At 73.0% G+C, this 25,894-nt stretch carries 22 protein-coding genes; 11 read left to right on the top strand and 11 right to left on the bottom strand.

Annotated elements, in window-relative coordinates; translation table 11 throughout:
- Positions 1-72: 72 nt before the first annotated feature.
- Complete coding sequence (locus ACGFIM_RS07130) at positions 73-1,284, top strand: acyl-CoA dehydrogenase family protein (RefSeq protein WP_393195970.1); 1,212 nt, start codon at positions 73-75, stop codon at positions 1,282-1,284.
- Positions 1,285-1,324: 40 nt separating this feature from the next.
- Here ACGFIM_RS07130 and ACGFIM_RS07125 read toward each other — a convergent pair whose 3' ends face one another.
- Positions 1,325-2,707 carry a glutamine synthetase family protein gene (locus tag ACGFIM_RS07125; RefSeq protein ID WP_393195967.1) on the bottom strand — a complete coding sequence of 461 codons (1,383 nt, stop codon included), beginning with the start codon at positions 2,705-2,707 and terminating at the stop codon, positions 1,325-1,327.
- A 108-nt stretch (positions 2,708-2,815) separates the two neighbouring features.
- Between ACGFIM_RS07125 and ACGFIM_RS07120 the strand changes: the two genes are divergently transcribed.
- Positions 2,816-4,525: a GAF domain-containing protein gene (locus ACGFIM_RS07120; protein ID WP_393195964.1), complete on the top strand. Its 1,710-nt coding sequence runs from the start codon at positions 2,816-2,818 to the stop codon at positions 4,523-4,525.
- Between the two features lie 91 nt (positions 4,526-4,616).
- Here ACGFIM_RS07120 and ACGFIM_RS07115 read toward each other — a convergent pair whose 3' ends face one another.
- Complete coding sequence (locus tag ACGFIM_RS07115) at positions 4,617-5,063, bottom strand: pyridoxamine 5'-phosphate oxidase family protein (RefSeq protein WP_393195961.1); 447 nt, start codon at positions 5,061-5,063, stop codon at positions 4,617-4,619.
- 209 nt (positions 5,064-5,272) lie between these two features.
- Between ACGFIM_RS07115 and ACGFIM_RS07110 the strand changes: the two genes are divergently transcribed.
- Positions 5,273-6,301: a LacI family DNA-binding transcriptional regulator gene (locus tag ACGFIM_RS07110; RefSeq protein ID WP_393195958.1), complete on the top strand. Its 1,029-nt coding sequence runs from the start codon at positions 5,273-5,275 to the stop codon at positions 6,299-6,301.
- 8 nt (positions 6,302-6,309) lie between these two features.
- On the opposite strand, the gene ACGFIM_RS07105 is transcribed toward ACGFIM_RS07110, so the two are convergent.
- Entirely contained in the window at positions 6,310-7,350 is a 1,041-nt protein-coding gene (locus tag ACGFIM_RS07105) for a PP2C family protein-serine/threonine phosphatase (protein ID WP_393195955.1), read from the bottom strand.
- 299 nt (positions 7,351-7,649) lie between these two features.
- Here ACGFIM_RS07105 and ACGFIM_RS07100 point away from each other — a divergent pair, with 299 nt between their 5' ends.
- The 6 genes from ACGFIM_RS07100 (at position 7,650) to ACGFIM_RS07075 (ending at position 13,449) form a co-directional block, all read left to right on the top strand.
- Positions 7,650-8,651: a hypothetical protein gene (locus ACGFIM_RS07100; protein WP_393195952.1), complete on the top strand. Its 1,002-nt coding sequence runs from the start codon at positions 7,650-7,652 to the stop codon at positions 8,649-8,651.
- The gene (locus ACGFIM_RS07095) at positions 8,648-10,168 is read left to right on the top strand and encodes a hypothetical protein (protein ID WP_393195949.1); all 1,521 of its coding nucleotides are present in this window, start codon (positions 8,648-8,650) and stop codon (positions 10,166-10,168) included. The genes ACGFIM_RS07100 and ACGFIM_RS07095 overlap by 4 nt, the downstream gene beginning before the upstream one ends.
- Positions 10,165-10,554, top strand: coding sequence for a FixH family protein (locus tag ACGFIM_RS07090; protein ID WP_393195946.1), 390 nt, complete (start codon positions 10,165-10,167; stop codon positions 10,552-10,554). Before ACGFIM_RS07095 ends, ACGFIM_RS07090 begins: the two co-directional genes overlap by 4 nt.
- A gap of 274 nt (positions 10,555-10,828) precedes the next feature.
- On the top strand, positions 10,829-11,773 hold the full coding sequence (locus tag ACGFIM_RS07085; RefSeq protein ID WP_393195943.1) for a sulfite exporter TauE/SafE family protein: 945 nt from the start codon (positions 10,829-10,831) through the stop codon (positions 11,771-11,773).
- 18 nt (positions 11,774-11,791) lie between these two features.
- Positions 11,792-12,466 (top strand): Rrf2 family transcriptional regulator, encoded by a 675-nt coding sequence (locus tag ACGFIM_RS07080; protein WP_393195940.1) that lies wholly within the window; start codon positions 11,792-11,794, stop codon positions 12,464-12,466.
- Positions 12,467-12,894: 428 nt separating this feature from the next.
- On the top strand, positions 12,895-13,449 hold the full coding sequence (locus ACGFIM_RS07075) for a hypothetical protein (RefSeq protein ID WP_393195937.1): 555 nt from the start codon (positions 12,895-12,897) through the stop codon (positions 13,447-13,449).
- Between the two features lie 127 nt (positions 13,450-13,576).
- Here the strand turns inward: ACGFIM_RS07075 and ACGFIM_RS07070 are convergent, their stop codons facing one another.
- Both ACGFIM_RS07070 and ACGFIM_RS07065 read right to left on the bottom strand, forming a co-directional pair.
- Positions 13,577-14,635 (bottom strand): endo-1,4-beta-xylanase, encoded by a 1,059-nt coding sequence (locus tag ACGFIM_RS07070; RefSeq protein WP_393195934.1) that lies wholly within the window; start codon positions 14,633-14,635, stop codon positions 13,577-13,579.
- 408 nt (positions 14,636-15,043) lie between these two features.
- Positions 15,044-16,018, bottom strand: a complete 975-nt coding sequence (locus ACGFIM_RS07065) for an aldo/keto reductase (protein ID WP_393195931.1) — start codon at positions 16,016-16,018, stop codon at positions 15,044-15,046.
- Positions 16,019-16,166: 148 nt separating this feature from the next.
- Here ACGFIM_RS07065 and ACGFIM_RS07060 point away from each other — a divergent pair, with 148 nt between their 5' ends.
- Entirely contained in the window at positions 16,167-16,502 is a 336-nt protein-coding gene (locus ACGFIM_RS07060) for a hypothetical protein (protein WP_393195928.1), read from the top strand.
- 258 nt (positions 16,503-16,760) lie between these two features.
- Positions 16,761-18,479: a RyR domain-containing protein gene (locus ACGFIM_RS07055; RefSeq protein WP_393195926.1), complete on the top strand. Its 1,719-nt coding sequence runs from the start codon at positions 16,761-16,763 to the stop codon at positions 18,477-18,479.
- A 10-nt stretch (positions 18,480-18,489) separates the two neighbouring features.
- On the opposite strand, the gene ACGFIM_RS07050 is transcribed toward ACGFIM_RS07055, so the two are convergent.
- The 6 genes from ACGFIM_RS07050 to ACGFIM_RS07025 form a co-directional block, all read right to left on the bottom strand.
- Positions 18,490-19,311: a class I SAM-dependent methyltransferase gene (locus ACGFIM_RS07050; protein ID WP_393195923.1), complete on the bottom strand. Its 822-nt coding sequence runs from the start codon at positions 19,309-19,311 to the stop codon at positions 18,490-18,492.
- 534 nt (positions 19,312-19,845) lie between these two features.
- Complete coding sequence (locus ACGFIM_RS07045; protein WP_393195920.1) at positions 19,846-20,454, bottom strand: TetR/AcrR family transcriptional regulator; 609 nt, start codon at positions 20,452-20,454, stop codon at positions 19,846-19,848.
- Positions 20,455-20,625: 171 nt separating this feature from the next.
- Positions 20,626-21,069: a CBS domain-containing protein gene (locus ACGFIM_RS07040; protein ID WP_393195917.1), complete on the bottom strand. Its 444-nt coding sequence runs from the start codon at positions 21,067-21,069 to the stop codon at positions 20,626-20,628.
- A 448-nt stretch (positions 21,070-21,517) separates the two neighbouring features.
- Positions 21,518-22,180, bottom strand: a complete 663-nt coding sequence (locus tag ACGFIM_RS07035; protein WP_393195914.1) for a potassium channel family protein — start codon at positions 22,178-22,180, stop codon at positions 21,518-21,520.
- Positions 22,173-23,525 (bottom strand): TrkH family potassium uptake protein, encoded by a 1,353-nt coding sequence (locus ACGFIM_RS07030; protein ID WP_393195911.1) that lies wholly within the window; start codon positions 23,523-23,525, stop codon positions 22,173-22,175. Before ACGFIM_RS07030 ends, ACGFIM_RS07035 begins: the two co-directional genes overlap by 8 nt.
- Before the next feature lie 151 nt (positions 23,526-23,676).
- Entirely contained in the window at positions 23,677-25,809 is a 2,133-nt protein-coding gene (locus ACGFIM_RS07025) for an ATP-dependent RecD-like DNA helicase (protein ID WP_393195908.1), read from the bottom strand.
- Positions 25,810-25,894 lie beyond the last annotated feature (85 nt).

Genomic DNA, 25,894 nt, shown 5'->3' with positions numbered 1-25,894 from the left:
GGACCTCCGGGCTTACTCACCGGTAAGGTGTTGCCACCGTAAACGGCGACACGGTCCGAGGGGTGCGGCGACATGGCGGCTGGTTTCTGCCCGGAGCTCAGCGACGACGTCAAAGAGGTACGCGACTGGGTCCACGCCTTCGCCCGCGACGTGATCCGCCCCGCGGGCGCCGAATGGGACGAGCGCGAAGAGACCCCATGGCCGGTCATCCAGGAGGCCGCCAAGGCCGGCCTGTACTCCCTCGACTTCTTCGCCACCCAGTGGTTCGAGGAGAGCGGGCTGGCGCTGCCCGTGGCCTTCGAGGAGATCTTCTGGGGCGACGCCGGCATCGGCCTGTCGATCACCGGCACCGGCCTGGCCGCCGCCGCACTCGCCGCCAACGGCACCCCCGAACAGATGGGGGAGTGGCTGCCGCAGATGTTCGGCACCGCGAACGACGTCAAGCTCGGCGCATTCTGCGCCTCCGAACCCGATGCCGGCTCCGACGTCGGCGCCATCCGCACCCGCGCCGTCCGCGACGGCGGCGACTGGGTGCTCAACGGCGTCAAGACCTGGGCCACCAACGGCGGCATCGCGAACGTCCACATCGTCGTCGCCTCCGTCGATCCCTTGCTCGGCACCCGCGGCCAGGCGTCGTTCATCATTCCGCCCGGCACGCCGGGGCTGTCCATGGGGCAGAAGTTCCGCAAGCACGGCATCCGCGCCTCCCACACCGCCGAGGTCGTCCTGGAGGACGTCCGGGTGCCCGCCTCGTGCCTGCTCGGCGGTGAGGAGAAGCTGGAGGCGCGGCTGGCCCGCGTACGCAACGGCGAGCGCGCAGGTGAACAGGCCGCGCTGCGCACCTTCGAGACCACCCGCCCCTCGGTCGCCGCCATGGCGGTCGGCATCGCCCGCGCCGCCTTCGAGTACGCCAGGGACTACGCCCGCGAACGCACCCAGTTCGGCCGCAAGATCGGCGAGAACCAGGCGATCGCCTTCCTGCTGGCCGAGATGGCCACCCGCGTCGACATGGCCCGCCTGCTCACCTGGCGCGCCGCCTGGATGGCCCGCAACGGCCGCCGCTTCGAACAGGCGGAGGGCTCGATGTCGAAGCTGGTGGCGGGCGAGACGGCGGTCTGGGTGACGGAACAGGCCATCCAGATCCTGGGCGGCGCCGGCTACACCCGCGAACACCCGGTGGAACGCTTCCACCGCGACGCCAAGATCTACACCATCTTCGAAGGCACGTCGGAGATCCAGCGCCTCATCATCGGCCGCGCCGTCACCGGCCTGCCCATCCGCTGACGCGCGCCGGTCAGTGCCGGTCAGTGCCGGTCAGTGCCGGTCAGTAGAGCCAGCGGTACGCGCTGACGATCTCGGCGGCGTCCATGCCCTCCGCTCTGGCCGCGTCCGACCGGCGGACCACGCAGAAGGCGTCGGTCAGGTCCTCGCCCAGCGCCGCGCGGATGCGGGTGCTGCCCAGCAGCGCATCGAGCTGCTGCTCCACCGTGGAGGGCAGGCGGTGCACGCCGTGTTCGGCGCGGCGCGCCTCGCTCCAGCCGCCGGGGTCGTCCTGGACGGGGGCGGGCGGCACGAGGCCGTCCTCGATGCCGCCGAGCCCGGCGGCGATCACCGCGGCCAGCGCCAGGTAGGGGTTGGCGGCCGCGTCGGACGGCTTGAGCTCGACGTTGGCGTGGGAGGGGCCGAGCAGCGGTGTGGCGGGGACCAGGCGCAGGGCCGCCTCGCGGTTCTCGACGCCCCAGCACGCGTACGCGCCGCACCAGTAGCCGGGCCGCAGCCGTTGCAGCGACGACAGGCTGGGCGCGGTCACCGCCACCACGGCGGGCAGGTCGCGCAGCAGCCCCGCGAGGTACGCCACCCCCTCGGCGGTCATCCCGGCGGGCCCGTCGCCGCCCGACAGCAGGTTGCGTCCGGCCCGCGACACCGAGGTGTGCAGGTGCCAGCCGTTGCCCACCTGGCCGAGCGTGACCAGGGGAGCGAAGCTCGCCCGCAGCCCGTGGGTCCTGGCCGCCGCGTGGACGGTCTGGCGGGCCAGCAGCTGCCGGTCGGCCGCCGTGACCGGGTCGGCGGGGGCGAGCGAGAACTCGAACTGCCCCGGGCCGTACTCGCCGTGGAACTGGACCACGGGCACGCCGTTGTGGTGGAGGTCGCGCAGCAGCTGCTCGGCGAAGCCGTCGACGGACAGCATCTTGGCGGGACCGTAGGAGGGGCCGTCGTAGATGGGGCGGACCTCGCCGCCGCCGTCATCGTCACCGGCCCGGCTCAGATGGAACTCCATCTCGTAGCCGGCCCGGAACTCCAGCCCCAGCGCCGCCGCCCGTTCGACCTGACGCTCCAGCACCCCGCGCGGGCAGTACGGCCACGGCGACCCGTCGGCCGCCACCTGGCGGCCCGGCACCCAGGCGAACCCCGGCTGCCCGGCCAGCCGCACCATGCGGTCGGCGACCGGCACCAGCCGGATGTCGCCGGACGGCCCGCCCAAGGGGGCGTGATCGAAGCAGATGGTGTCGTGGGAGTCGAACACCGCGAACAGCGGCGTGATCCCGACCCCGCGCTCGGCCACGGCGTCGAACGCGGCGGCCGGCACCGTACGGGAGCGGGGGATGCCGTTGTTGTCGGCCCACACGATCGTGATCCCGGCGACGCCGAGCGGGCCGAGGCCGTCCGCCTCGTGCTGCGCCGCTCCGGCGATGGCGTGATCGAGCATGGGGCACCCCTTCGTCACCTGGTGTGATTGCCCGATCACTCTACAGAGGGTCGCGGTGTGCGCGGGGCGCGTTTCGACCCCGGCGACCCCCGGTGCGAGACTGGCCGTATGCCGGAGAGCGAGCATCTTCCGCTGCTCCCCCAGATGCGCCTCGACGAGCTGCTGGCGGAGCTGCAGACCAGGCTCAACGCGGTGCTGTCCACCCGCGACAGGGTGCACGCGCTGCTCGAGGCCGTCGTGTCCGTGGGCAGCGACCTCGACCTCGAGACCGTGCTGCGCCGCATCGTGACGACCGCGACGAAGCTGGTCGACGCCTCCTACGGCGCGCTGGGCGTGCTGGGCGCGGACCACACGCTCGTCCAGTTCATCCCGATCGGGCTGACCGAGGAGGAGATCGCCCGCATCGAGCACTGGCCGCACGGCCTGGGCATCCTCGGCCTGCTCATCAAGGAGGCCAGGCCGCTGCGGCTGGCCCGCATCTCCGACCACCCCGAGTCGTACGGCTTCCCGCCCGGCCACCCGCCCATGGGCAGCTTCCTCGGTGTGCCGGTGCGCGTGCGCGACGAGGTGTTCGGCAACCTCTACCTCACCGAGAAGCGCGGCGGCGGCGAGTTCGACGAGGACGACGAGGCCGTGGTGGTCGCGCTGGCCAGCGCCGCCGGCGTCGCCATCGAGAACGCCCGCCTGTACGAGGAGTCGCGCCGCCGCGAGACCTGGCTGCAGGCGTCCACCGAGGTGACCACGAGCCTGCTGTCCGGCGCGGACACCCGCCTGGTGCTGAACACCATGGCCGCCCGCGCCCTCGAGATGTGCGACGCCGACGTCGTCGTGGTGCTGCTGCCCGACCAGGAGGGCCGGGCGCTGACCGTGGAGATGGCCGAGGGCGAGCAGGCGGACGAGCTGCTCGGCACCGCGTTCGGGATCACCGACACGGCGCTGGGCGAGGTGTTCACGCGCGGCGCGCCGCGCACCGAGCGCGACCTGCGGGACGCGCCCGACACGGCCGCCGTGGCGCGCAGGCTCGGCCACGGGCCGGGGCTGATGATCCCCATCGGCGCCGCCCCGGGCGTGCGCGGCGTGCTCGCGCTGGTCAAGCGGAGCGGCAGGCTGCCGTTCACCGACGCCGACCAGCGCATGCTGGAGTCGTACGCGGGCCAGGCCGCGATCGCGCTGGAGCTGGCCGAGGTCCGGCGGGACGCCGAGCGGCTGAACCTGCTGGAGGAGCGCGACCGCATCGCCAGGGACCTGCACGACGTGGTCATCCAGCGGCTGTTCGCGACCGCGATGACGCTGATGAGCACCGCCCGGCTGGTGGACCACCCCGAGGCGTCGAAGCGGCTGCAGCACGCCATCGACGAGCTGGACGAGACGATCAGGCAGATCCGCTCGACCATCTTCGCCCTCCAGGGGCCGCACGAGGAGGCCGCTCCGGGTCTGCGCGCGCAGATCGTCGGCCAGGTCGAGGGCGCGGCGGCCCACCTGGGGTTCATGCCGGGGCTGCGCATGGAGGGACAGCTCGACACGCTGGTGCCGGAGCCCGTCGCCGAGCACCTGCTCGCCGTGCTGCGCGAGTCCCTGTCCAATGTCGTACGCCACTCGCACGCCACGCGCGCCGAGGTGTCCGCCGAGGCCGGCGGCGGGGTGCTCACGCTGACGGTCACCGACAACGGGGTCGGCGTGGGCGGCGGCGGGCGCCGCAGCGGCCTGCGCAACATCGAGGAGCGCGCCGCCTGCCTGGGCGGGACCGCCGAGCTGCAGACGCCCGCGGAGGGCGGCACCCGGCTGGTGTGGCGGGTCCCCATCGAGCGGCCGGGCTGACGCGGGGAAGGCGTCCCTCATCGGGCGGCCAGGCTGGAGCGGAACGGCGCCCTGATCTCCGGCCGGGGGAGCATGACGTGCGCCTCGCTGATCAGGACGGCCCGCACGCCACCTGCGCGGGCGCCAGGACGAAGCCGGTGACGATCTCCGGCCGGATGCGGATCACCTGGTCCATCTCGCCCGTCACCCACGGGTGCACCAGGCCCTTCAGCCGGGCCGCCTCACCGGGGTCGGTCACCGGCGCGGCCACCCCGGTGACGATGACGCTCCAGCCGATCCGCTCCCGCTCGTCCAGCTCGTCGGCCTCGTACGCCACCACCGTCTGCTCCATGCGCCCGCCGATGATCATGCCGGGGGTGGTCCTGATCACGATCGCGCCGTCCACCACCGCGTGGTTCACCGGCCTGACCGCGGGCAGGGCGTGCCGGGTGAAGACGATCCGGCCGAACGGCGCCTCCGCCAGCAGCCGCATCGCCTCGGCCACGGGCAGCTCGCGCAGATCCCGGGCGCCTCTCAGCCCGTCTTCCTGGTACGTCACCTGGCCAGCGTGCCCGGCGCGGCGGCCGTACGGGTAGGGACGAAAGTCCCTTCACTCGCCGGGACGAGGTCATGTCACCGCACCATCGGCTCGGCGGGTGAGGTCGTGTACGGGAAAGCGCTGGCAATCGGTTGCCTGCACCGATCGGCCCGGCCTCACCGCCAGTAGGATGGCGGGTGCGAGGTTTCGGGCAAGCGGAGGGGAAAGCGATGGGGAAATCGGCGCGTCACCCCACGATCTCCGACGTCGCGGCGCTGGCCGGGGTGTCGGTGGGCACGGCCTCCAAGGCGCTCAACGGCCGGGGCTCGCTGCGCGAGGAGACCCGCGCGCGGGTCAGGGACGCGGCCAGGCAGCTGAACTTCGAGGTCAACGCGGGAGCCCGCAGCCTGCACTCCGGGCGCACGTACACCGTCGGCATGATCACCACCGACACCATCGGGCGCTTCAGCATCCCCGTCCTCATGGGCGCGGAGGACGCGCTCGGGGCCGGGCAGATGTCGGTGTTCCTGTGCGACGGTCGCGGCGACCCGATCCGCGAGCAGTACCACGTCAAGACCCTGCTCAGCCGGCGCGTCGACGGCATCATCGTCACCGGCCGCCGCACCGAGGCCCGCGCGCCCATCGGCCGTGACCTCCCGGTCCCGGTCGTCTACGCGTTCATCGGCTCCACCGACCCGGCCGACTGCTCGGTCGTGCCCGACGAGGAGGGCGGGGCGCGCAAGGCGGTCGAGCACCTGATGGCGATCGGCCGCACCCGCATCGCCCACGTCACCGGGCCCGAGCACCACCACTCCGCCCGCGTCCGCGCGGCCGCCGCGGAGGAGCGGCTCGCCGAGGCCGGGCTCGCGCTCGCCGGGGCGCCGCTCTACGGCGCCTGGAGCGAGATGTGGGGGCGCCAGGCGGCCGGGATGCTGCTCGCGTCCGGCGCCGAGTTCGACGCGGTGTTCTGCGGCAGCGACCAGATCGCCCGCGGCGTCGCCGACGCGCTGCGCGCCGTCGGGCGGCGGGTGCCCGAGGACGTGGCGCTCGTCGGATTCGACAACTGGGAGGTCATGGCCGAGGCCAGCCAGCCGCCGCTGACCAGCGTCGACATGAACCTCGACGGGCTCGGCCGCACCGCCGCCGAGATGCTGCTCGCCGCCATCAACGGCAAGCCGTCGCCCGGCCGCCACCCCCACCCCTGCCATCTGGTGGTGCGGGAGTCCACCACGGTCCCGCTGGTGCCCGGCGGCTCCTGACCGGAAGGTCAGTGTCCCGGGCGGTGGAGCAGGAGCATGGCCGCGTCGTCCAGCAGCGGGCCGCCCACGTGCTCGACCAGGTCGGCCCGCAGCGCGTCCAGCGCCACCTGCGGGTCCTCGCGCCGCAGCAGCGCCGTCCGCTCCTCCAGGGGGTAGAACTCGCCCTCGGCGTTCCTCGCCTCGATCACGCCATCGGTGAAGAACAGGATGCGGTCGCCCCGGTGGAACGGCACCCGGTGCGGCTTGGCCCGCGCCGCGTCGAACACGCCGAGCCCCAGCGGCAGCCCCTGATCCGGCGGCTCGGCGACCTGCACGCCGCCGTCGGAGCGGAGCAGCAGCGGCGGCGGGTGGCCGAAGCTCACCAGCGACACCTCCGTGTCGTAGATCTCCGCGATGATCGCCGTGACGAACTGTTCACTGGTCAGGTGGCGGGTCAGGCTCGCCTCCAATCGCTCGCCGATGTCCACCAGGTCGGCCTCGTCGTAGGCCGCCTCGCGGAAGGCCCCGAGCACCCAGGCCGCCGTCTCGACCGCCGCCAGGCCCTTGCCCTGCACGTCGCCGATCAGCAGGCGCACGCCCTGCGGAGTGGTGACGACCTCGTACAGGTCGCCGCCGATGCGGGCCTCGGCGGCCGCCGACGTGTAGGAAAGGCCCACCCGCAGATCACCCGCCCGCCGCGGCACCGGACGCAGCAGCACCCGCTGCGCCGCCTCCGCCACCTGCCGGACGCTGGCCAGCTCGCGCTCGCGCTGCAGCCGCAGCCTGGCGGCGAGCATGCTCGCGCCCGTCACGCCGGCGATGCCGACGACGGTCAGGTAGTTCTCCCAGGTGAACAGCATCTCGTTGTAGAGCGCCATGGGCACGCAGATGCCCAGCGCGACCGCGCCGACGAAGGCGGTGCGGCGCACGCCGCCCGACACCGACGCGAAGGCCGGACCGAGCGTGAGCAGCGGAAGGAAGACGAGGGACCGGCCGGCCAGGATGTCCAGCAGCGCGACACCCGCCATCACGACGAAGGGCAGCCAGCGCAGGACCCGCAAAGAGCTCATCCCACCCCCGAATCGACCACCTATCGCTGCTGACGTACCAGCATCGCGCAGGCCGCGGGCGGTTCTCAAGCCAACGCTCCGGTGTGAACCACGACAGATGGGCATTTATCACAGCAATTTCCGTCTGTTACGTGTTCATCACAGCACCGAGCGTGAATAACCCCGGCGAAATCTTCGGTCGCGCGCCAATTCACGAAAGAGAGCTAGATTCTCCACTGACGGAAAGGAGTCAAGAAGTGGCTATGGCCGACGCCGGCATTCGGCGATTACTGGTGGATTCCGGAGAGCCTCGCACCTGGGTGTCCCCGAGAACAGACCTGGTCACGGCCCTGCTCGGCATCTGGTTCGGCGTCGGATTGATGATCGACGCGTGGGCGCACACCAACCTCTCCGAGCTGGAGACCTTCTTCACGCCGTGGCACGCGGTGTTCTACTCGGGGTTCGCGGTCGTGGCCGGCTGGATCATCTGGCAGGTCTGGCGCAACGTGCGCGCGGGGCGGCAAGGGCTCGCCGCGGTGCCGGCGGGATATCTCGCCGGGCTGATCGCCATACCCGCGTTCGCGGCGTTCGGATTCGCCGACATGATGTGGCACACGATTCTGGGCATCGAGACGAACATTGACATTCTCTTCAGCCCATCACATCTCGGGCTGGTCTCGACGATGCTCCTCATCATCACCACTCCTGTGCGTTCCCTCTGGAACGCCCCCGACATCGGCGAGAGCCCGACGCTCGGGCGGCTGCTGCCCGCCGTCATCGGGCTGGCCTTCGCCACCACGCTGGTGTCGCTGTTCCTCTCCTACGCCGACGCGCTGCAGTACCGTCCCGAGAGGATCGTGGAGGCGTTCTCCGCCGTCCAGAACTCCGGCGCCGGCGACCTGGCCGCCGCCATGGTCGTGAGCAACGTCATCCTGCTCGCCCCGGTGCTGCTGCTCGCCCGCCGCTGGCGGCTGCCCTTCGGGACGGTCACCATCATGTACGCCTTCGCGGTTCTCATGCCCGGTGCGCAGACCGAGTTCGAGAACCTGCCCGTCCTGCTGTCCATCGTGGCGGGCGGCCTGGTCAGCGATCTGCTGATCGCAAGGCTGCGCCCGTCGGCCGCGCGGCGCGGGGCCTACTGGGCCTTCGCCGGGCTGTCGGCGCTGGCCACCTGGACGATCTACATCCTGGTCGCCTCCGCGACCGGCGGCGGCCTGCCGGCCGTGCCCGAGCTGTGGACCGGCGCGCCCATCGTCGCCGGCCTCGTCGGGCTGACGCTCGGAGCGCTGTTCCTGCCCGACGCCCGCCCAGAGCGGGCATGATCCGAGCCCTGTGGCTGGCCGCCGTCCTGGTGCTGGCGATGGCCGCGCCCGCCGCGGCGCACAACGTCACGGCGGGCGCGGACCTGCGGTTCGCGCAGACCATCGCCGGTGCCGAGGTCACGGTGGTGATCAAAGGTACGTCCCGGGTGCCGGGGCCGCTGCGGATCGGGGTGATCGCGTACGAGCCGGTCGCCGGACCGGTCTTCGCCCTCGAGGTCCGGTCGGTCGAGGACGGCCGTACGGTCACCGGCACCGCCCGCGCCGCCGCCGACCCCGCGTACACCGAGCTGCGGGTCGAGCGCACCGGGCCGCACGAGCTCAAGCTGAGCACCGGGGGCGAGGTCGCGGTGGTGCCCTTCCGGGTGCTCGTCGATCGCGGGTCTCCTGGCGACTTCCTCATCTACGGCGGCCTGTTCGTCGCCGGGCTGCTGCTGGTCGGGGGCCTGCTCACCGGGGCGCTGAGCCGTCCAGGGCCGGCGATGGGCCTCGCCGCCGTCGCCGCGGCCGGGGTGACCGTGGCGGCCATGGTGGTCGTGTTCGAGCCGCAGCTGCCGCCCGCCCCGCCGGACGGCGCGGCGCCGACCGCCACGAACGCCGCCGGGCGGCCGTACGTGCAGGCCCGGGTCTCCACCGTGCCGGAGCGGCCCGGCGCGGGGGAGGAGTACAGGCTCCGCATCGACCTCCTGGACGGCTCGACCGGGCGGCCCGTCGACGACCTCGTCGTGCACCACGAGGCGCTCGCCCACGTGGTCGTCACCTCCGAGGACGGGCGGTACTTCCGCCACGTCCACCCGCTCCGTACCGCCCCAGGACGCCTGGAGGTGCGCATGCGCGCCGGCCGCTCCGGGCGCTACCTGGCCTATGCCGAGCTGGAACGGGAGGACTCGGGCGGCCAGCTCGCCTCGTCGTCCTTCGAGGTCGGCAAGGGCGACGCTGAGGCGAGCGAAGAGGAACGGCCGGAGACCGGCGCTGCGGCCGTCCCGGTGCTGCGGCCCGCCGTCCCCGTGGCGGGGCGCCCGGTGACGATCGAGCTGGCCGCGCCCGCCGGCGTGCGGCCGTGGCTCGGCATGACCGGCCACCTCCTGGTGCGCAACGAGGACGGCTCGTTCCTCGGCCACATCCACGAGATGGGCACGCCCGGCTCCCGCCTGCGCTTCACGTTCAGCTTCCCCGAGCCGGGCCGCTACCTCGCCTGGGCCCAGTACGCCACCCGCGACCGCATCGTCACGGCCCCGTTCACGGTGAACGTGACGGGCGATGCGCCCGGGGCCACGGCGGCACCGCCGGGCGCGGCCACCGGCCAGGACGCCGGGCGGGACACCAGGGGAGACGCAGCGGGGGACGCAGCGGGGGACACAGCCGGGGACGCAGCGGGAGACACAGCGGGAGACGCTGCGGGAGACGCTGCGCGCGATGAGGCGGGAACGGCCGCACGCGCTCCGGCGGGAGCGGCGGCAGGCGAAGAGAGAGACGAGACGGGGCAGGCGATGAGCGACGTGACGGGGAGCGGCCGATGAGACGGGTGCTGATCGCCGCCGGGCTGGTGGCCGTGGCGGTGACGATCTTCGTGGTGGGCAGGAGCGCGTCGGCCGAGCCGGTCCGCGTGACCAGCACCGGCGCCCGCTACGCCGCCACGGTGCTCATCGGCGACCCCACCCCGGGGCCCGGCACGGTGGAGGTCGTGGTGGACCGGGGCGATGCCGACACGGTGAACGTGTCGGCGGTGATGCCCGACATGGGACACGCCATGCCGGAGCTGACGGCCACCGAACGCGAGCCCGGCCGCTTCATCGCCGAGGGCGAGCTGTTCTCGATGGCCGGGGCCTGGGAGGTGACCGTCCACCTCGACGGCCCCTCCGGGCCGGAGGACCTCACGGTCAAGGCCCTGATCACACAGGAGTGACACCACGGCCCTGAACGGCTGCCCCGCGTCCTGAGCCGGGATGCTCGGCCGCGCGTTCCCCGCCGTGCTCGCGGTCATGCGGCGGCACCCGTGCGCCACGCGCACGGGTGCCGCCGCATGACCGGAGGAGGACGATCGCCCCCCGGACCTTGCGGAAACGAGGGGATCCGCTCGCGGCCGGATGAGCTTTACCTGGACGTGACTTGACAGGGCGGCATGCGGCTTAAAGTATTATTCCTACTTCTATAGTAGGAATGGTAGGGAGAGGGAGATCGTGCGAGCGCTCATCCTGCTCGGGCTGGTCGGTTTCGCGGCCCAGCTCGTCGATGGCAGCCTCGGCATGGCGTACGGCGTCACGTCGACGACCCTGCTGCTGGCCATCGGCACCAACCCGGCGGCCGCGTCCGCCACCGTCCACCTCGCCGAAATCGGCACCACGCTGGCCTCGGGCATCTCCCACTGGCGTTTCGGCAACGTCGACTGGAAGGTCGTCGCCAAGATCGGCGTCCCCGGCGCCATCGGCGCGTTCGCCGGTGCGACCTTCCTGTCCAGCCTCTCGACCGAGGTCGCCGCTCCGGTGATGTCGCTCATCCTGCTGGCGCTCGGCATCTACATCCTCATCCGCTTCACCGCGTACGGCCTCCCGCGCGGCAACCTGGGCAAGCCGCTGCGCAGGCGCTTCCTCGCCCCGCTCGGCCTCATCGCCGGTTTCGTCGACTCCACCGGCGGCGGTGGATGGGGCCCCGTGGGCACGCCCGCCATCCTCGCCAGCGGACGCCTGGCCCCCCGCAAGGTGATCGGCTCCATCGACACGAGCGAGTTCATCGTCGCCATCGCCGCCAGCGTCGGCTTCTTCGTCGGCATCGGCTCCGAGCGGATCGACTTCGCCTGGGTGGCCGTGCTGCTGCTCGGCGGCGTCATCGCCGCGCCGATCGCGGCCTGGCTGGTCCGCCACATCCCGCCGCGCATCCTCGGCTCCGCCGTCGGCGGCGTCATCATCCTCACCAACGTCCGCACGCTGCTGCGCAGCGACTGGATCGACGCCCCCGGCAACGTCCAGGCCGTCGCCTACACCGCCATCGCCATCATCTGGGCGGGCGCCATCGCGTACTCGGTGCGCGAGTACCGCCGCGACAAGGCCAACGAGTCCGTCGAGGCGGTGGAGAGCGAGCTGCAGAAGCGCGGCGCGGAAGAGGAGGAGACGACGGCGTCCGCCTGAGGCGGGCCCAGACCTCGTATGAGAATCTCCGCCCGCACGCAGTACGCACTCGGCGCCATGCTCGCCCTGGCCACGGCCGACCGTCCGGTCCACGCCGAACGCATCGCCGCCAGCCAGGAGATCCCGCGCCGGTTCTGTGACAACATCCTGCTCCAGCTCCGCCGGGCCGGGCTGCTCCGTAGCCAGCGCGGCCCGGACGGAGGCTACTGGCTGGCCCGGCCGCCGGGGGAGATCGCCCTCGCCGACGTCATCCGCGTCACCGAGGGAGAGGAACAGGCCACCCGGCCCTTCCCCCGCGCGGCCGCGCCGCTCGCCGCCATCTGGGAGCGGCTGCGCAGCCACGAGAACGCGCTGCTCAGCGAGATCACCCTGGCCGACGTGGTCGCATCGGGAGCCGACCACGTCGGCGACGACATTCCCTCCACCATCGATGCGATGACCCACTCCGCGTCCGGCGCAGCGGCTCAGACGACGTCCGGCGCAGCGGCTCAGACGGCGTCCGGCGCGACGGCTCAGACGGCGTCCGGCACGGCGGCCCACCCTTCCCGGCCCGGCACGGCGGCCCGCTCGGCGTCCGGCGCGCCGGCCCGCTCCAGGGCCGGCGCCACGGCACGGTCGGCGACCGGCCCTTCGGCCGACACGACCGGCGCACATCCTCCGGCCGCGCCCGGCACAGCCGACCGAGCCGGCTGAGCGCGACCAGCTCCACCGGCTCGGCCGACCCCGCCTCGGTCAGGCCTGCTGAGGCGGTCGGTCCTGTGCTGAGGCGGTCGGTCCTGTGGGGTTCGGCCGGCGCTGCCTCGCTCAGGCCCGCTGAAGCGGTCGGCCCCGCCGGGTCGGCCGATGCGGCCGAGCCCGCCGAGGCCTGCAGGTTCGTCAAGGTCCTCCTCATACCCGGCGGCGAGCCCTCCTCTGGCCCGGTCCGAGTCACGGGCCGGGCTCCGGACACGGCCGGGGGCGGGCTCCGGACACGGCCGGGGGCGGGCTCCGGACACGGCCGGGGGCGGGTTCCGATCACGGCTGGGGGCGGGTTCCGCCGTAGTCGCCTGGAGCCGGCCCCGCGCAGCCCCGTACCTTCCGCGAGTTTCTGGAACGGCGCCGAGGGCTGGCAGGGTGGGGGAGTGACGTTCGGTGTGCGCGAGTTCGAGCTCGTCCTGATGCATCGCATGCGCGACCTCAACCCGGAACGAGTGGAGGAGGCGCTGCGCGAGATGGGCGCGTCGCGGGCCGAGGTGCGGGAGGCGCACGCACACTGGACGCGGCTGGCCCACGCGCCCAGGGCGCCCAAGGGGGCCGCGGCGCTGCGGACGGCGCTCGGGCCCCCACCGTACCGGGGGAGCAGACCGGCGGGCAGCCTCACCTGCACCGTCCTGCGCTGGACGCTCCCGTCGTGGCCGGGCCTCGCCTACGAGGCGCTGCTCGGTCCCGGCGACGAGCTGTGGAACCAGTGGTTCGTACGCCCCTCGGGCCCCGCCGCATCGCTCGCCCTGCCCGACCTGACGCCATGGACGTGCGTGGTGGCCGACGTCGGCGCGAGCTTTCCCGGCGCGGTGCAGATGGAGGGCCCGGCGCCGCACCACTGGACGGTCGATTTCCCGTCCGGCGGGCGGACCTACCGGGCCCGTTTCGTGTACGGCCTGCTCCAGCGCCTCGACCCCGCCCCGGCGACCGCCTGACGGGGAACGTCCCGCCCCGGCGACCGCCTGCCGCGGTGGCCGTCCCCCCGAGACGGGAGCCGGGGGCGGGACGACCGGGACCGTCGGTCTCCGCTAGGAGGACGAGCGGGACCGAGGGCGGGTGAGGTCACTTGGGGCGCTTCACCGACAGCAGCGCCTTGTACGCGGGCTTCGGTGCGAGGTTCTCGTCGAGGAGCGTCGCCGCCCCCTCGCCCTCGAACCAGCCGGGCACCCACGAGTGCCGGTCGGTGAAGCCCCAGACGGTCATCTCGTGGCAGGCGCGGACGCTGAGGCAGTCGGTGAGCGCGCGCCGGTAGTACTCGGCCTGGGTGGCGAGCTTCTCCGGGGTGACCGGCAGCACCATGCGGACGTCCAGCTCGGTGATGGCGACCTCGAGGCCGAGGTCGGCGAAGCGCCGCATGACGTTCGCCCAGTCGGCGGGGTAGTCGTACTGGATGCCGAGGTGGCCCTGGAAGCCGATGCCGTGGATGGGGACGCCCTGCGCCTTCAGGTCCTTGACGATGGACAGCGTGGTCTCGATCTTGGGGGCGTTCCATTCGAGGTTGTAGTCGTTGATGAACAGCTTGGCGTGCGGGTCGGCGCGGTGGGCCCAGCGGAAGGCGTCGGCGATGTAGCCGGGGCCGAGGTGCTCGAGCCAGATGCTCTGCCGCAGCGAGCCGTCCTCCTCCACGACCTCGTTCACCACGTCCCAGGCGCGGATCTTGCCCTTGTAGCGGCGCACCTGGGTGGTGATGTGCTCGCGCAGGATCTCGCGCAGCTCGGCGGCGTCGATGGTGCCGTCCTCGACGCCGCTGGTCAGCCAGGCGGGGAGCTGGTTGTGCCAGAGCAGGGTGTGGCCGCGGATCTGCTGGTGGTTGCGGCTGGCGTTCTCGACGAGGGCGTCGGCGTCGTCCCAGGTGTAGACGCCCCGCTCCGGCTCGACGGACTCCCACTTCATCGCGTTCTCGGCGGTGACCTGGGTGAATTCGCGGTTGAGCCGCTTGCGGTAGTCGGGTTCGTCGCGCAGGGCGGCGATGTCGACCGCGGTGCCGATGTTGATGCCGTTCTGGTGGGCGAGCTCGCGCAGGTCTTTGACGGGGTGGGGCTTGGGAGGCTTGGGGTGCGGGGGCTCGGGGCCGGCGGGTACGGCGAGCAGGAGCGCTAATGCGAGGATCAAGGGCTTCACCGGACGGACCTCCGATACCGGAGCAGGGGGTGCCACGGACGTTTCCCGAAAGTTTCGGAAGTTTGTCGATAATTTCACCGACTGCCGGAACGGTAAGCGTTCACGAAGGCCTCGTCAACACGCGGTCCTCGGCACTCGTGACGGCCCGCTCGCTCCGCCCCGCCAGGTACGCCACCGCGATCGAGGCGGCGCGCACCCCATGAGCACGTCGAACGCGCCGTTCGGCGGGAGGCGCAGGGCCATGAGCCCGGGGCGGGCCGCCGCGGGGAGCCGGGGCCGAGCCACCTGAACGTGCAAGGCCGAGCCACCTGAACGCGCAAGGCCGGGCCGCCTGAACGTTCAGGCGGCCCGGCCTTGCACGAGCCGAGGCCCGGACCGTACCCGGCCCGGGCCTCCGGCGATCGCGGGTCAGGAGGAGACGCCGGCCTCCTTGGCGGCCTGGTCGATGGCCGCCAGCTCCTCCTCGGTGAAGTCGAGCCGGTCCACCGCGGCCACGTTCGCCTCGAGCTGCTCGGGGCTGGAGGCACCGACCAGCACCGAGGTGATGCGCGGGTCGCGCAGCGCCCAGGCGAGCGAGAGCTGCGCCACCGTCTGGCCGCGCGACTCGGCCAGCGTGGACAGCGAACGGACGAACGCCAGCACCTCGGGCGTCACCCGGTCGGCGGTCAGGAAGCGGCCCTCGGCCGCCCGCGAGTCGGCCGGGATGCCGTTCAGGTAGCGGTCGGTGAGCAGGCCCTGGGCGAGCGGCGAGTACACCACGCAGCCCACGCCCTCCTCTTCGAGCACGCCGAGCAGCGCGTCCTCGATGCCGCGGTTGAGCAGCGAGTACGGCGGCTGGTGCACCAGCAGCGGGGTGCCGAGCTCGCGCAGCAGCCTGGCGGCCTGGGCGGTGCGCTCGGGGGAGAAGTTGGACACGCCGACGTAGAGCGTGCGGCCGGTGCGGACCATGTGGTCCAGCGTGGCCACCTGCTCCTCCAGCGGGGTCTCCTCGTCGTCGCGGTGCAGGTAGAAGATGTCCACGTAGTCGAGGCCGAGCCGGGCGAGCGAGCGGTCGAGCGTGGCCAGCAGGTGCTTGCGGGAGTTGCCCTTCCCGTACGGGCCGTCCCACATCGGGTTGCTGCCCTTGGTGGTGACCACGACCTCGTCGCGCAGCGACCGGGGGAAGATCCGGCCGAACACGGACTCGGCCGCGCCGATGGGCGGGCCGTAGCGGTCGGCGATGTCGAAGTGGGTGATGCCGAGGTCGAGCGCCTTGTGCAGGATCGCGCGCTGGGTCTCGATCGGCTTGCCCTCGCCGAAGTTGTGCCACAGGCCCAGCGACACGGCGGGGAGGAGCAGGCCGCTGCGGCCGCACCTTCTGTACGGCTGGCGTTCGTAGTCCAAGGGTGACCTTCCGCGATACAGGGGGTGAAACGTTTTTACGGGTCCCAGTTAAGCACCTCCGCCCGCACCGCCGGCCGCCCTCCCCTGCGCGGGGGATCGTGACCGTTCCGCCCTCGTACGCCACAGAGGGAGAAACGGAGACGGCGTCATGACCATCGACTACGTCCCGGAGCCCGTCACCCGGGGACGCGCCGATACCTACGGCCCGCCCTGGCCGCCCATCGGCCTTCCCCGCGAGCTGCTCGACCGGCACGGAGCCAGAGTGCTCGGCCCGTGGTCGGCCGGGCTCGACCCCGGCGAGCCCCGCCCCGGCCCCACCGTCTGCCGCGCGGACGTGCCGCTCGTCCCCGGGCACCTGCTCGCCGTCCGCGAGAACACCGACTGGCTCGACGAGACCCTGGCCGGCGTGCGGCCCGCCGCCGCTCTGGCCGCCGCCACCTCGGCCGAGCCGGCCGCCACGTTCGTCTGCTTCGGCGCCGGCTGAACGGACGCGTCGGGTGACGACCGGACCGTGCGCCGGCCTCGGCCCGACCCGCGTTCCGGCCTCGGCCCGACCCGCGTTCCGGCCTCGGCCCGACCCGCGTTCCGGCAACGGCCGGACCTGCGCTCCAGTGCCGGGCCGACCCTGTGGCTCGCACGCCGGTTGACCCCGGTGACGCGATACCCCGTAACGGCGGCGTCACCGGCTGCTATGAAGGAGCGGTCGGTCCAGGGCGTCGCAGGCTGCGGGAAGCGGGGCGGGATGGGAGAGGCGGGCTCCATCAGGTCGTCGGTGATGGCCGGGTTCGGGCTGCTCGCGCTGGTGTCGCTGGCGCTCGGCTACGCGGGCCTGCGCCTCCACCTCGCGGGCGCCGACCCCGCGCCCACCCTCCTCGACCTCGTCTACTACGACCTGCAGCTCTTCGTCCTGGACCCCCAGCCGCTCGACGCACCGGGCCCGCTGCCGTGGCCTCTGGAGGTCGCGAGGTTCACCGCGCCCGCGGTCACGATCTACGCACTCGCCGAGACCGTACGCCTGCTGCTCGGCGCCGAATACCGCAGGCTGCGCGCCCGCGAGGCGTCCGGGCACGCGGTCGTCTGCGGCACCGGCCCGCTCGGCCAGGCGCTCGCGCAGCGGCTGCGCGAGGCCGGCCGCACGGTCGTCGTCATCGGCGGCCCGGCCGGCGACCCGCCCCGGGTGCGCGGCGTGTTCCACGTGGCGGGCGACGCCAGGGACCCCCACGTGCTGCGCGCGGCCGGCGCGCACCGCGCCCGCGCCGTCTACGCCTGCGAGGACGACCCCACCGTCAACGTCGCCATCGCCGCCGCCGCGCACGGCCTCGGCCGCGGCACGCCCGTGCCGGCGTACGCGTACGTCTCCGACCCCGGCCTGTGCTCGGCGCTGCGCGCCCGCCGGCTGAACTCGGCGGGACCCCGCGAGCACCGGCTCGACTTCTTCAACCTCGAGGAGCTGGCCGCGCGCGTGCTGCTGCTGCGCGAGCCCGTCACCGGCGACGGCCCGGTCCTGCTGCTCGGCCTGCGCCACTTCGGCGCCGCCCTGCTCGTCGAGCTGGCCCGCCAGTGCCGGCTGCGCGCCGCCGGCCGGGTCCCGGTCTGCGTGGTCGCGCCCGGGGCGGCCGAGGAGGTGGCGGCGCTGCGCCGCACGTACCCCTTCATCGCCGATTGGTGCGACGTGACCGTGCACGACGCCGGCCCCGACGGGCTGCGGCCGCTCCTGGAGGGCATGAAGGAACGCCCCCAGCGCGTGTACGTCTGCTACGGCGATGAGCGCGCGGCCCTGACCGCCGCCCTCACCGTGGCGCCGCTGTGGACCGGCGCGCCCATGATCGTCCGGGTGGGCCAGCGTAGGATGTTCGCGGAAGCGTTCGGAACCGCCGGGCTGCTCGAAGACGTCGCCGGCACGCTGCGGTTCTTCGCCGTCACCGAAGAAGCGGGAAGGCCCGAATTGATCGACGAGGACGTGATCGAGCGCCTCGCGCGGGCGATCCACGAGCGCTACGTGATGGGCTGCGCGGCGCGCGGCGAGACGCCCGAGCGGAACGCGTCCATGGTGCCGTACGAGGCGCTGACCGAGGCCAAGAAGGGCCAGAACCGCGACCAGGCCGCCCACATCGGCGCGAAGCTCCGCATGATCGGGGCCGTGCTCGCGCCCAGCACCGACGCGCCCGCCGAGTTCGCCTTCACCGATGACGAGATCGAGCGGCTGGCCGGGGCCGAGCACCGGCGCTGGGTGGAGTACTTCGAAAAGCGCGGCTGGACGTACGGCCCCGAGCGCGACGACGCCGCCAAGCGGCACCCGGACCTGGTGGACTGGAACGACCTGACGGAGGAGGGCCGCGACAAGGACCGCGCCGCCGTCACCGCCCTGCCCGCCGTCCTGGAGGACGCCGGCTTCCGCATCGTCCGCGTCCCCGCCGCCTCCCGGCTCCGGCCGGGCGGCGGGCGAGGCGCCGTGACCTGAGGGAGCGCGTTCAGGCGGCGCGCAGGGCGGCGGTGAGCACGATCGTCACGTACGGCATCACGAACTCCCCGCCCAGCGCGTCCACCGCCGCGCCCATCTGCCGCAGCAGCTCCTCGCGCTGCTCGGCGGGCAGAAGGCTCTGGCCGCCGAAGGTGGGCACCGTGTCCAGCCACTCCTCCCGCGTGTACGTGCGCTCCCAGCCGGCCTGCCACCGCTCGGGCTCGCCGAACGCGCCGCACGCCTCGATGCCTTCGCGCGCCTTGGCCGCCATGGCGTCGTACGCCTGGAGGGCGGGCCCCGCCGCGCCCACGGCCGGCATCTGCGGCAGCACCCGCCGGTAGACCTCGGCGAACGCGTCGGCCACCGGGGGAGAGGGCTGCATGACGTTCCAGAGCAGCGCCAGCCGGCCGCCGGGCCGCAGCACCTCGGCCGCCTTGGCGGCGCCCTCGACCGGGTCGATCCAGTGCCAGGTCTGCGCGGAGACCACCGCGTCGAAGCGGCGTCCGCGGGCGTCCCACGTCTCGAACGGGGACACCTCGACTTCGAGGCCGCGCTCCCTGGCGAGTGCGGCCATGCGCTCGTCCACGTCGACGCCGAGCACCCGGCAGCCGGCCGCCTGGAACTGCCGGGTGGCGATGCCGGTGCCGCAGCCGACGTCGAGGACGTCGGGGCCGGGGGAGGCGGCGGCGATGCGGGCGATCAGGGAGTCGGGGTAGCCGGGCCGGGCCCGGTCGTAGCGGTCGGCCTCCGTGCCGAAGGACTCGGCGACCTGGCGGAGCTTGTGGGTCTCCTGGCCGGACGGCGGCCCAGGCGTGGATGTAGTAGTGGGCATGCGCCCACCCTAGGTGGGCACTCGCCCACTCATCAAAGCGGGTAAGCCGCGCACGGCCCTGGTTTCGCCCGAAGCGGACGCGGCATGCTCTCCCATCCTCCGCTCCAACGGCCGGCGGCCCGGCAGCGAGTCCCTGCTGACGGCCCCGCAGACCGGCCCCACAGACCGGCCCCGCAGACCGGCCCCGCAGACCGGCCGCGTCGGAGCCGGGCAGCACCTCCGGCGCCTCGTCCTTCCCTCCCGGCGGGTCGCCTGAGACGGGCCAGAAGGGCAGGCGCAGCAGGTTCTCCACCCCGTCACGCCCGGCGGGGGCTTCGACGCCGACTCACCGGAGCCGAGCGCAGACGGGCTTTCAGCCCAGGCGCGCTGAAGGGGATGGGGGTTCAGGTATGCAGGCGGCTACCAGCCCAGGTGCGCCGGAGGCGGATGCGGGAGCCCTTCGGGCAGATGCGCTGGAGAGGGGGCAGAAGTCGTTGGTCCAGGTGGGGCGGAGGTGGGTGCAGGCGGCTTCCGGCTCAGGTGGGCGGGAGGCTTTCAGCCGCGTTTCTTCGAGGGCGGGCGCAGCAGGGACAGCATGGTGGTCACCAGGACCTTCTCCACCTCATCGGGAGACAGCCGGCCCGCCTCCCGCTCCTGCGCGACGCTGTGCACGATCGCGAAGAACGCCGTCACCAGCCACTGCAACGGCAGGTCCGTACGGAAGTCGCCCGCCCGCCGGCCCCGCGCGATCAGCTGCTGCACCCGGCGCAGCGGGCGCTCGTGATGCTCCCTGATGCGCTCGGTGGGCAGCGTGCGGTCGGCGGCGAGGAACACGCGGCGATGCCGGTCGAGCGCCTCCCACGACGAACGCAGCAGCTCCTCCATGGCCTCGGGCGGCGGGGCGCTGTCGACGCTGTCGTCCTCGATCGCGGCGTCCGCGAGGTCCACCGTGTGGTCGAGCACCGCGTCCACCAGCGCCTCGCGGGTGGGGAAGTGGGCGTACAGGGTCACGCTGCCCACCCCCGCCTCCCGCGCGATCTCGGCCACGCCGGCGGCGGGATCGGCGCTGAGCAACCGCGTCCCCGCCTCCAGGATCGCGGCGATGTCGCGCTCGGCGTCCGCGCGCCGGGCGGGTACGGGCTCTCTGGCCACGGCCTTCACCATGACCCCAGCCTACGCGCCTCCGTCCGTTTTCCCTGGTAAGCCGGTTTCGCGCCACCGATCCGCCCGAAATGAGCACCTGATGGGCTCGAACGCGCGGCCATGATCAGGGCCGATGACGTGCCGCGCCGGCCGCGCCCGAACCCCGGGCCGGACAGCCCGGCGCGGTCGGCCTCAGGGGCGGAGGGCGTGGTCGAGCAGAGATTGCAGGGTGACGGCGCCGATGAGCCGCCCGTCGTCCACCACCGCGACCAGCGGGCTGTGCATGCGTGCCATCAGCGCCGCGAGCTCCAGCACGGTCGCCTTGGGCTCGGTCACCGGCAGCTCGCGCGGCTCCTCCGGCAGGCACTGGCGGACGGTCCTGTCGTCGAGCCGGTGCAGGAACCGGTCGGCGTGCGCCTCGTCCACGACCCTGGCCAGCGCCGGGTCGTCCTGGCAGTAGGCGGGCACCGCGAGCCGCAGCACCTGCGTGCCGGGCAGGATGGTGCAGGGCAGGCCGTCCGGGCCGACGACGATGAGCCCCGGCAGGTCGCGGTCGGCGAGCAGCCGGGCGGCCTCCAGCGCCGGGGTGTCGAGCGTGACCGTCGGAAACTCGACGGCGAGATCGTGTGCGCGCATTCGGAAAACCCCCCGCTTGCCAGCGTAGGCGGCGCAGCCGCCCGTGTCCGCTGTTGGAAAGCTGAAGGGTCAGGAAAGCCTGGATCAGGCCGTTCCGAGGGGGAAATCCACGCTCAAGGCGGCCGAGGGCGGGAAGACCAGGCTCAGGAGGACCCCAGGGGGCGGGAACGTTCCGGCCTGGGGCGGCCCTGGTGGGGACGGCTCGCGGCCGCGTCCGCGCAGGACCAGGGTGTCTCGCGGTCAGGGCCGCCCGGAGCCGGGCCTGTCCGGAGCCAAGCCCGCCGGGAGGGGCAGGCCGGTCGGGAGGGGCAGGCCCGGGAGGGGCAGGCCCGGGAGGGGCAGGCCCGGGAGGGGCAGGCCCGGGAGGGGCAGGCCCGGGAGGGGCAGGCCCGGGAGAACCAGGCCCGGTAGGGGCAGGCTCGCCGGGAGAGGTCAGGTCCGCGCGGGCTCAGGGCAGTTCGGCGAAGCGTTCCACCTGTTCCGTGCGTCCTGAGACCAGCACGATGTCGCCGTACGACAGCTCCGTGTCGGCCGTCGCGTACGTGAACTCCTCGCCCGGCGGCTTGACCGCCACGATCGTCACGCCGTACTTGCGGCGCAGGTTGGACTGGCCGAGCGGGATGCCGACGTACTCCTTGGGCGGGCTGGTCTTGGCCAGCGCGAAGTTCTCGTCGACCTGCATGTAGTCGAGCATGCGGCCGCTCACCAGGTGCGCGACGCGCTCGCCCATGTCGTGTTCCGGGAAGACGACGTGGTGGGCGCCGATGCGGCTCAGGATGCGGCCGTGCTGGGTGCTGACGGCCTTGGCCCAGATGTCGTTGATCTCCAGCTCGACCAGGAGCGACGTGGTGAGGATGCTGGCCTCGATGTCGCTGCCGACCGCCACCACGGCCTGGTAGAAGTCGGGCACGCCGAGCTGGCGCAGCGCCTCCATGTCGGTGGCGTCGGCGGTCGCGATCTGGGTGATGCGACCGGCCAGGCTCTGTGTGATCTTGGGCCGGTTGTCGATGGCCAGGACCTCGGTGCCGCGCCGGGTGAGCTCCAGCGCCAGCGACGTGCCGAACCTGCCCAGGCCGATGACGACGACCGGGTCGCCTCTGTACTCAGCCAACGATGACTCGCTCCTCGGGTAGTTCGTAATGCCGGGCGCGCTTGTTCAGGGCCAGCGCGGAGCCCAGTGTGAGCGGGCCGATGCGGCCCACGAACATGAGCATGACGAGCAGCACCTGCCCGGCCGTGCCGACCTCCGCGGTGATGCCGGTGGACAGCCCTGCGGTGCTGAACGCCGACACCACTTCCAGCATGACCTGGTCGAGGCTGTGGGGGGTAAGGGCGAGCAGCACGTACGTGGCCGCGCCCACCAGCGCCACCCCCAGCGCGGTGACGGTGACGGCCTGCCGCTGGGTGGTGTCGGGCAGGCGGCGGTGGCCGACGTTCACCCGGTTCTCGCCGCGCAGCTCGGCCCAGACGACGAAGGCGAGCAGGCCGACCGTGGTCACCTTGATCCCGCCCGCGGTGCCGCTGCTGCCGCCGCCGATGAACATGAGCAGGTCGGTCAGCAGCCAGCTCGACGGGTACATGGCGGAGACGTCGAGGGTGTTGAACCCGGCCGAGCGCGGCATGACGGCGGTGAAGAACGCGGCGAGCGGCTTGTCGGCGTCGTCGAGGACGCCGAGCGTGTGCGGGTTGCGCCACTCGGTCATGAGGAAGACGAGGGTGCCGAACACCAGCAGGGTGACGGTGACGCCGAGGGTGATCCTGGTCAGCACGCTCCACCGGTGCGGGTGCCGCCAGGTGCGGGCCAGCTCGAACACCACGGGGAAGCCGAGCCCGCCGACGATGCAGGCGGCGGCGATGGTCAGGCAGATCCACGGGTCGGTCACGAACCGCGCGAGGTTGTCGGGCCACAGGACGAACCCGGCGTTGTTGAATGCCGACACCGCGTGGAAGCCGCCCAGGTAGAGCGCCCGGCCGAACGGCTCGCCGTACGCGATGAGGAAACGGCCGGTCAGGACGGCGGCGGCGATGGACTCGCACAGCAGCGTGAACAGCACCACCTTGCGGACCACCCGGCGGATGTCGCTGGCGCTGAGCGCCTTGCTCTCGGCCTGTGCCACGATCTTGGCCCGCAGGCCTAACCGCCCCGAGATCAGCAGCGTGAACACGGTGGCGATGGTCATGATGCCGAGCCCGCCCGCCTGGAACAGCCCCGCGATCACCAGCTCGCCGAAGACCGACCAGTGGGAGGCGGTGTCGACCACCGTGAGCCCGGTCACGCACACCGCGGAGGTGGCCGTGAACAGCGCCTCGACCAGCCCGGCGGGCTCGCCGGACGCGGTGGCGGCGGGCAGCGACAGCAGCGCCGTGCCGACCGCGATGGCGAGGCCGAACCCGAAGACCACGACCTGGGCCGGCTGCTCGAATCGGGACGTCAGCCAGGCGAGCACACGATTCATGCACGCGCCCCGACACGACGAGCACGGCTACGATCACGCATTCGTGAACGCCTCCCCCGACCGTCCGGCCGGCAGTCCATGCCGAACCAGACTTCCGGCGTACCGCGCACTACCGTAACAGGCCCGGCGGGCGCTCCTGCCGGGTGGCCGCTCAGCCGCCGAGCGCCAGCGCGAGACGCCTGGCCAGGCCCGTGTCGCGGCGCCGCCCGACGCGGTGGACGGCCAGCTCCAGCGCCTCGCGCTGCCCCACCAGCACCACCCATGCCTTGGCCCGGGTGACCAGCGTGTAGAGCAGTTTGCGGCGCAGCATGATGCCGCCGGACTCGGCCACGATGGGCGCGACCACGAACGGGTATTCGCTGCCCTGCGAGCGGTGGACGCTGATGGCGTAGGCGTGGGTGAGGTCGTCGAGCTCGTCGAACCCGTACGTCACCCGCTCTCCGTCGTCGGTGCGGATCTCGACGGTGCGCTCCTCCCGCACCACCGCCGTCACCGTGCCGGTCTCGCCGTTGAAGACGCCCTTGTCGTAGTTGTTGCGGATCGGCATGACCCGGTCGCCCACCCGGAACACCGTGGAGCCCGACCAGTGCTCGGGCTTGTCGCCGGCGGCGGGATTGAGGTGGTCCTGGATGAGCCGGGCGAGCGCGGTGGCGCCCGTCTCGCCCTTGCGCATCGGGCACAGCACCTGCACCTGGCCGGGATCGACGCCCTGCTTGCGGGGGATCGCCACCATTGCGAGGTGCGCCACCCGCCGTGCCACCTGCGCGGGGTCGCCGAGCTCCTCGAACCAGAACCCGCCGCCGCCCGGCGTCGCGGGCAGCCGGCCCGCGCGGATGCGGTGGGCGGCCTCGATGATGCCGCTGCCGCCGGCCTGGCGGAAGACGTGGGTCAGCTCGACGCGGGGGATCGCCTCGACCCGCAGCAGGTCGGCCAGGACGTCGCCGGCGCCGATGCTGGGCAGCTGGTCGGCGTCGCCGACGAAGAGCAGGTGGCTGCCGGGCCGCACCGCGGCGGTGAGCCGGGTGGCGAGGTGGAGGTCGAGCATGGACGCCTCGTCGACCACGATGAGGTCGGCCTGCGACGGCCGCTCGTCGAACAGCGTCTCGGGATCGGGGTCGGGCTGCTGGGCGAGCATGCGGTGGACGGTCATCGCGGGCATGCCGGTCAGCTCCGACAGCCGCTTGGCGGCCTTGCCGGTGGGCGCGGTGAGCGTGACCGTGCCGCCCGATGCCCGGACGACGGCGGCGATGGCCTTGACCGTGTGGCTCTTGCCGCACCCCGGGCCGCCGGTGATGATCGAGACGGTGCTGGTCAGCGCCATGGTGACGGCCGCGCGCTGGTCGTCGTGGAGCGACGGATCCTCGTGGAACGAGCGCAGCGGCAGCGTGGAGCGGGCCCGCATGAGCGCGGCGAGCTGCGCGGCCAGCGCCACCTCGCGGCTGTGGACGTGTTGGAGATAGGCGACGTGGACGTCGGGCCGGTGCGGGTGCGTCTCGACGACCAGCCGCCGCTCGGCCGCGAGCGCGTCGACCATCGGGCGTACGAGCTCCTGATCCTGCTCGATGAGCTGGGCCGTCTCCCTGACCAGGGCCGCCACCGGCACGAAGCAGTGGCCGTCACGGCTGCCCGCGGCCTCCAGCCGGTCGAGCAGCGCCGCCTTGATCCGCTGCGGGCTGCGCTCGGGCACACCCGCGCGCAGCGCGATGCGGTCGGCGATGCGGAACGCGATGCCCCTGACCCGGCCGATGAGCTGGTAGGGGTCGGTGGCCAGGACCTCTTCCGCGTCTTTGCCGAACACCTGGTGGATCTTGGCGGCGAGCAGCGGGCTGACCCCGAGGCCCTGCAGGGTGACCATGAGCGCGGCGATGGCCTTCTGCTCCTGCCACGCCTGGACGATCTGGCCCTGCCGCTGCGGCCCGATGTTGACGACCTCGGTGAGCCGCTCGGGCTCGCCGTCGATGACCTTGAGCGTCTCCTCGCCGAAGTGGTCGACGATCGCGTACGCGAGCTTCGGCCCGATGCCCCTGATCAGCCCCGACCCCAGGTAGGCGCGGATGGCGCGGACCGACGACGGCGTCACCCGCTCGCACCCGCTGACCGCGAAGCGCCGCCCGTGACGGGCGTGCCTGCCCCACTCGCCGAACAGCCGCAGCGTCTCGCCCGGCTGCACCCCGGCGAGCGCCCGGCCGGTGGCGATGAAGTCGGGCTCGCCGTCGGCGCTCATGCGCGCGACGGTGTACTCGTCGTCGCGGACGTAGACGAGCTGCTCGACGGAGGCCTCCACACAGCCGATCCAACCAAACGTCACCGACAACCGCGCGGCACGGCGCAGTGCGCGGTTCGGTCGCGGATGGAGCGCCCAGGGCATT

This window comes from Nonomuraea sp. NPDC049309, from assembly GCF_043196965.1.
GTDB lineage: Bacteria > Actinomycetota > Actinomycetes > Streptosporangiales > Streptosporangiaceae > Nonomuraea > Nonomuraea fastidiosa.
Note: the sequence above shows the minus strand (reverse complement) of the source record. Positions and strands in the feature narration are given on the sequence as shown.

What these genes read in the sequence shown, in the direction of transcription:
- ACGFIM_RS07130 (WP_393195970.1), top strand. Translation starts at nt 73, where the DNA reads ATGGCGGCTGGTTTCTGCCCGGAGCTCAGCGACGACGTCAAAGAGGTA.
- ACGFIM_RS07125 (WP_393195967.1), bottom strand. Translation starts at nt 2,707, where the DNA reads ATGCTCGATCACGCCATCGCCGGAGCGGCGCAGCACGAGGCGGACGGC.
- ACGFIM_RS07120 (WP_393195964.1), top strand. Translation starts at nt 2,816, where the DNA reads ATGCCGGAGAGCGAGCATCTTCCGCTGCTCCCCCAGATGCGCCTCGAC.
- ACGFIM_RS07110 (WP_393195958.1), top strand. Translation starts at nt 5,273, where the DNA reads ATGGGGAAATCGGCGCGTCACCCCACGATCTCCGACGTCGCGGCGCTG.
- ACGFIM_RS07105 (WP_393195955.1), bottom strand. Translation starts at nt 7,350, where the DNA reads ATGAGCTCTTTGCGGGTCCTGCGCTGGCTGCCCTTCGTCGTGATGGCG.
- ACGFIM_RS07095 (WP_393195949.1), top strand. Translation starts at nt 8,648, where the DNA reads ATGATCCGAGCCCTGTGGCTGGCCGCCGTCCTGGTGCTGGCGATGGCC.
- ACGFIM_RS07090 (WP_393195946.1), top strand. Translation starts at nt 10,165, where the DNA reads ATGAGACGGGTGCTGATCGCCGCCGGGCTGGTGGCCGTGGCGGTGACG.
- ACGFIM_RS07080 (WP_393195940.1), top strand. Translation starts at nt 11,792, where the DNA reads ATGAGAATCTCCGCCCGCACGCAGTACGCACTCGGCGCCATGCTCGCC.
- ACGFIM_RS07060 (WP_393195928.1), top strand. Translation starts at nt 16,167, where the DNA reads ATGACCATCGACTACGTCCCGGAGCCCGTCACCCGGGGACGCGCCGAT.
- ACGFIM_RS07055 (WP_393195926.1), top strand. Translation starts at nt 16,761, where the DNA reads ATGGGAGAGGCGGGCTCCATCAGGTCGTCGGTGATGGCCGGGTTCGGG.
- ACGFIM_RS07050 (WP_393195923.1), bottom strand. Translation starts at nt 19,311, where the DNA reads ATGCCCACTACTACATCCACGCCTGGGCCGCCGTCCGGCCAGGAGACC.
- ACGFIM_RS07045 (WP_393195920.1), bottom strand. Translation starts at nt 20,454, where the DNA reads ATGGTGAAGGCCGTGGCCAGAGAGCCCGTACCCGCCCGGCGCGCGGAC.
- ACGFIM_RS07040 (WP_393195917.1), bottom strand. Translation starts at nt 21,069, where the DNA reads ATGCGCGCACACGATCTCGCCGTCGAGTTTCCGACGGTCACGCTCGAC.
- ACGFIM_RS07030 (WP_393195911.1), bottom strand. Translation starts at nt 23,525, where the DNA reads ATGAATCGTGTGCTCGCCTGGCTGACGTCCCGATTCGAGCAGCCGGCC.